The sequence below is a fragment of the Pseudomonas agronomica genome (assembly GCF_025917275.1).
In the GTDB taxonomy this organism is placed as follows: Bacteria; Pseudomonadota; Gammaproteobacteria; order Pseudomonadales; family Pseudomonadaceae; genus Aquipseudomonas; species Aquipseudomonas agronomica.
In genome coordinates this window covers 1-5,009 of sequence record NZ_JAOSHO010000378.1, presented here as the reverse complement: position 1 = coordinate 5,009, position 5,009 = coordinate 1, and the positions used below count along the sequence as shown (strand labels likewise).

The window sequence follows — 5,009 nt, the reverse complement described above, 5'->3', positions numbered from 1 at the left end:
GTCGAGCAGGTTGCGTTCTGCCCCGGGCATATCGTGCCGGGTATCGATTTCACCAATGACCCGTTGCTGCAAGGCCGGCTGTTTTCCTACACCGATACGCAGATCAGCCGACTCGGTGGGCCGAATTTTCATGAGCTGCCGATCAATCGTGCGATTACGCCCGTGCACAACGGCCAGCGTGACGCCATGCACCGCACCACCATCGACAAGGGGCGCGCCTCCTACGAACCGAACTCCATCGATGGCGGTTGGCCGAAGGAGACTCCACCCGGTCCGCAGGATGGCGGTTTTGAAAGCTACCCGGAGCGTATCGACGCTCACAAGATCCGCCAGCGCAGCGATTCGTTTGGCGATCATTTCTCCCAGGCGCGGCTGTTCTACAAGAGCATGAGCCCTCACGAAAAAGAGCACATCATCGCGGCGTACAGCTTTGAACTGGGAAAAGTGGAGCGTGAATTCATCCGGGCGCGGCAGGTGAACGAGATCCTTGCCAACATCGACTTGGAACTGGCCGGGCGAGTTGCCAAGAACCTCGGCTTGCCGGCGCCGAGTGCCGGTACGGTTGATGTTCCGACGCCGTCGCTGGAGCAATCCCCGGCCTTGAGCCAGGCGAACCTGCTGTCTGGCGACATCAAGACGCGCAAAGTGGCGGTATTGGTGGCCAACGGTGTTGATGGGTCGATCATCGATGCACTCAAGCAAGCCCTGGAGGCCGAAGGCGCCCACGCCAAAGTCCTGGGGCCGACCTCGGCGCCGGTCACCACGGCGGATGGGCAGACGCTGGCGGTGGATGCGTCCATGGAAGGCCTGCCATCGATTGCCTTTGACGCGGTGTTCGTGCCGGGCGGTGCGGAGTCGATCAAGGCCTTGAGTCGCGACGGCGTGGCGTTGCATTACGTGCTGGAGGCCTACAAGCATCTGAAAGCCATTGGGCTTCATGGTGAGGCCCGGCAGTTGTTGGTGGAGTTGAAGCTGGAGGTGGATGCGGGGTTGATCGAAGATGCGGATGCGAGCGGTTTTTCGCGGTTTTTTGCGGCGATAGCTCAGCATCGGGTTTGGGCGCGGGAGGCCAAGGCGAAGGCGGTTCCGGCCTAAAGAGATTTGTTGTCTGGTAGGGCGCTATCGCGAGCAAGCTCGCTCCCACATGGGGTTTCGTGATCGACACAAACCACTGTGGGAGCGAGCCCTGCTCGCGAAGCTTTCAGGGCTTGCGCGGCGTCAGCACAACCTGCGCCGGCACATTGCGCAAAATCTGCTTTTGCAGTTTCAGGTCAAACCCCGGATCAAGCTTCTTGACCCGCTTTGTCAGCAACGTCGCCAACCACGGATAATCATCGGTACGCGGTGCCTGGATGCTGACGTCACACTGATAATTCACCACGTCGGCGGCGATGGCATCCAGTTGCCGACGCATTTGCTGTATATCAGCGAGGTTAAGCGCAACGGTGGTGCTTGGTGCGCTCGGGTCGATCACCTTGGCGACGGGTTTGGCTTCGGCAGCCTTGAGGTCGGCTTCGGCTTTATCCAGTTCGGCCTTGCGGGCCTCGGCAATGGCGCTGTTGACCTCGCCGGTGAGTGCTGGCGCCTTCGGCATCAACGCCCGGGCACGGCTCAAGGCCGTGGCGGCGGCGTTTACATCGCCTTTTTGCAGGTCGATCTGGCTGCGGCGCAAGTACGCCTCGGCCAGTTGTCGCTGATAGGGCTCCAGTGAGCGATCTTCAGGCGCCTGGCCTTGCAAGGCGGCCAATTGGTCTTCAGCGGTGGCCAGCTCATTGCTGGCCAGGCTCTGTTCGAGCTGGGCGATGGCCGGAGCCCTTGTATCAGGGGCCTCGACGACTGGCGGCGCGCTCTGGCAGGCCCCCAGCAGCAGGGAAAACGCGACAAGGAGCAGATAACGGGAGGCGAACGGCTTCATTCCTGCGACTCTCTATTTGCGCAAAAAGCGAGCAAGTCTACACCCCTCGACGGGGCAGGACAAAACTCAGCAGAAACAACGCAGCGGCGCTGACCACGATCGATGGGCCGGCCGGGGTGTCCTTGAACCAGGACAATGCCAGCCCGCCACACACCGCGAGCATGCCCAGCAGGCTTGCGCCCAAGGCCATCTGTTCGGGCGAGCGGGCGTGACGCTGTGCCGCAGCCGCCGGAATGATCAGCAGTGAAGTAATCAGCAAGACACCGACGATTTTCATCGCCACGGCGATGACCACCGCGATCAGCAGCATCAGTGCCAAGCGCAGGCCCGCTACGGGCAAACCCTCGACCCGCGCCAGCTCTTCATGGACGGTGACTGCCAGCAACGGACGCCACAGCGCCACCAGCAACAGCAGCACCGCCGCGCTGCCGCCGAGGATCCAGGCAAGATCCGTCGGACTGATCGCCAGCAGGTCGCCAAACAGATAGGCCATCAGGTCGATCCGCACGTCCCGCATGAAGCTCAGCACCACCAGCCCGAGGGACAAGGTGCTCGGCGCCAGGATGCCCAGCAGCGTGTCGGATGCCAGCGGCTGGCGTTGTTGCAAGGTCACCAGCACCACGGCCAGCAATAGGCAGCCAACGGTCACCGCGATGGCCGGGCTGACGTCCAGCAGAAACCCCATGGCCACGCCAAGCAGCGCCGCGTGGGACAAGGTGTCGCCGAAATAGGCCATGCGCCGCCAGACCACGAACGAGCCCAGTGGACCGGCCACCAGCGCGAGCGCCAAGCCTGCAAGCAGGGCGTACAACAGAAAGTCAGCCATGCTTGCAGCCGTCTCCATGAACATGTTTGGAAGCAGAAGGAGCGTTGACCACCGAACCGTGCAGGTCGTGGGCATGGTCATGGTGGTGGTGATAAATCGCCAGGCTTTGTGCGTTCTTTCCGAACAGCTCGACGAAGGCCGGATCGCCGCTGACCTGCTCGGGATGCCCGGAACAGCAGACGTGGCGGTTGAGGCAGACCACCTGGTCGGTGGTGCTCATGACCAAGTGAAGGTCGTGGGAGACCATCAACACGCCACAGCCATGGCGGTCGCGCAAACGGGTAATCAAGCTGTACAGCTCGGCCTGCCCCGCTACATCGACCCCTTGCACCGGCTCGTCTAGCACCAGCAGCTCGGGCTCGCGCAACAGGGCGCGGGCCAGCAATACCCGCTGCATCTCGCCGCCGGAAACACTTTGCACCGGACTGTCGATCACCTGTTCGGCACCGACTTCCTTCAACGCTGCCAAGGCACGTTCGCGATCGACGCCCGGCACCAGGCGCAGAAAGCGCAGCACCGACAACGGCAACGTTGGATCGACGTGGAGTTTCTGCGGCATGTAACCGATGCGTAATTTGGGTTTGCGCCAGACGCTGCCGCTGTCCGGCTTGAGCAGGCCCAGCACGGCGCGTACCAGGGTGGTCTTGCCGGCGCCGTTGGGGCCGATCAACGTCACGATCTGCCCCGGTTCGACGCTTAGATGGATGTTATCCAGCACGTTCTGCCCGGCGAACGTCACGGCCACCTGTTCGAGGCGGATCAACGCATTGCTCATCAGGCCCCCTGGCAGCCGGAGCAGAGGCCGACTACTTCGACGGTCTGGGTGTCGACCACGAAGCCGACGTCCTGGGCGCTGGCGATGATGGCATCGCTGATGGATTTCTGTTCCAGCTCGATGGCTGCGTGGCATTCGCGGCAAATCAGGAACTGACCTTGGTGGGCATGCTCCGGATGATTGCAGCCGACGAAGGCGTTCAGCGACGAAATACGATGCACCAAGCCGTTTTCCAACAGGAAGTCCAGCGCGCGGTAAACGGTTGGCGGCGCGGCCCGACGGCCGTCCTGCTCGCTGAGCACCGCGAGAATGTCATAGGCGCCCAGTGGCTTGTGGCTTTGCCAGACCAATTCCAGCACCCGCCGACGCAGGGCCGTCAGGCGCAACCCTTGGCGCGCGCAAATGGCGTCGGCCTCGGACAGCGCGCTGTGCACGCAATGGGAGTGATCATGGGGACGACTGGCAAGGGGTGTGATAGGCATGGGCAGCGACGAGTTAAGTGAGAGACGTTATTATGTTACCCGTTCTCGCCTCTTCGAGTGGTCATCGTGTCCCGATTTTTTTCGCTCTTTGTCGCTTTTGTCGCAAGTTTTGTACTGATTGGCTCGGCCCAGGCCGACGTCAAGGTGCTCACCAGCATCAAGCCGTTGCAATTGATTGCCGCCGCCGTGCAGGACGGCGTGGCCGTTCCGGAAGTGCTGCTACCGCCGGGTGCTTCGCCCCATCACTACGCATTGCGGCCCTCCGATGTGCGCAAGGTACAGTCGGTGGACCTGCTGTACTGGATCGGGCCGGACATGGAGGGTTTCCTACCGCGTGTGTTGAACGGTCGTACGTTGCCGTCGGTCGCGGTGCAGGAGCTGCCGGGGCTCACGTTGCGTCATTTCGCAGAGGACAGCGCGTCCCATGAAGATCATGACGATGACGGCGATGAGCACGACCATGACCATCGCCCCGGCACCGTGGATGCCCACCTGTGGTTGTCGCCGCACAACGCGCGGGTAATCGCCGCCAGGATGGCGGCTGACCTGAGCGCAGCGGATCCGGCCAACGCTGCCCGTTATCAAAGCAACCTCAAGGGTTTCAACCAGCGCCTCGATGCGTTGGACGCGCGCCTCAAGACGCGCTTGGCCGGGATCGCGGGCAAGCCGTATTTCGTCTTCCATGAAGCATTCGATTATTTCGAAGACAACTATGGACTCAAGCACGCCGGGGTGTTCGCCGTGGCCGCCGAAGTCCAGCCCGGCGCCCAGCACGTGGCAGCGATGCGCACACGTTTGCAGGCGGTGGGCAAGACCTGCGTCTTCAGCGAACCGCCGTTGCGCCCGCGCCTGGCCGAAACCCTGGTGGCCGGGTTGCCGGTGAAGCTGGCGGAGCTGGACGCGCTGGGTGGCTACACCCCGGCGACAGCGCAGGGGTATGAGCAGTTGTTGGAGAAGTTGGGGAATGATTTGGCGGGGTGTTTGGAGTCGCTATAGCCTGTCAACGCAGAA

The 5,009-nt window shown here is 62.4% G+C and carries 6 protein-coding genes; 2 read left to right on the top strand and 4 right to left on the bottom strand.

Annotation, left to right across the window (positions count from 1 at the left end; all coding sequences use genetic code 11):
- The coding region (locus tag OC610_RS20960; protein WP_264430426.1) for a catalase at positions 1–1,095 on the top strand (1,095 nt) is incomplete at its 5' end.
- A gap of 106 nt (positions 1,096–1,201) precedes the next feature.
- On the opposite strand, the gene OC610_RS20955 is transcribed toward OC610_RS20960, so the two are convergent.
- Genes OC610_RS20955 through zur form a run of 4 tightly spaced genes read right to left on the bottom strand, consistent with a single transcriptional unit; the run spans position 1,202 to position 3,998 of the window.
- A complete protein-coding gene (locus OC610_RS20955; protein ID WP_264430424.1) occupies positions 1,202–1,915 on the bottom strand; it encodes a PA5502 family lipoprotein in 714 nt (237 codons plus the stop codon).
- Between the two features lie 37 nt (positions 1,916–1,952).
- On the bottom strand, positions 1,953–2,741 hold the full coding sequence (gene znuB / locus OC610_RS20950) for a zinc ABC transporter permease subunit ZnuB (RefSeq protein WP_264430422.1): 789 nt from the start codon (positions 2,739–2,741) through the stop codon (positions 1,953–1,955).
- Complete coding sequence (gene znuC / locus OC610_RS20945; protein ID WP_264430421.1) at positions 2,734–3,516, bottom strand: zinc ABC transporter ATP-binding protein ZnuC; 783 nt, start codon at positions 3,514–3,516, stop codon at positions 2,734–2,736. Before znuC ends, znuB begins: the two co-directional genes overlap by 8 nt.
- Positions 3,516–3,998 (bottom strand): zinc uptake transcriptional repressor Zur, encoded by a 483-nt coding sequence (zur, locus tag OC610_RS20940; RefSeq protein ID WP_042731209.1) that lies wholly within the window; start codon positions 3,996–3,998, stop codon positions 3,516–3,518. Before zur ends, znuC begins: the two co-directional genes overlap by 1 nt.
- 66 nt (positions 3,999–4,064) lie before the next feature.
- On the opposite strand from zur, the gene znuA reads away from it, so the two are divergent.
- Entirely contained in the window at positions 4,065–4,994 is a 930-nt protein-coding gene (znuA, locus tag OC610_RS20935) for a zinc ABC transporter substrate-binding protein ZnuA (protein ID WP_264430419.1), read from the top strand.
- Positions 4,995–5,009 lie beyond the last annotated feature (15 nt).

Excerpts from the sequence above, each read along its gene's own strand:
- OC610_RS20955 (WP_264430424.1), bottom strand. The coding sequence starts at position 1,915 with ATGAAGCCGTTCGCCTCCCGTTATCTGCTCCTTGTCGCGTTTTCCCTG.
- znuB (WP_264430422.1), bottom strand. The coding sequence starts at position 2,741 with ATGGCTGACTTTCTGTTGTACGCCCTGCTTGCAGGCTTGGCGCTCGCG.
- znuC (WP_264430421.1), bottom strand. The coding sequence starts at position 3,516 with ATGAGCAATGCGTTGATCCGCCTCGAACAGGTGGCCGTGACGTTCGCC.
- zur (WP_042731209.1), bottom strand. The coding sequence starts at position 3,998 with ATGCCTATCACACCCCTTGCCAGTCGTCCCCATGATCACTCCCATTGC.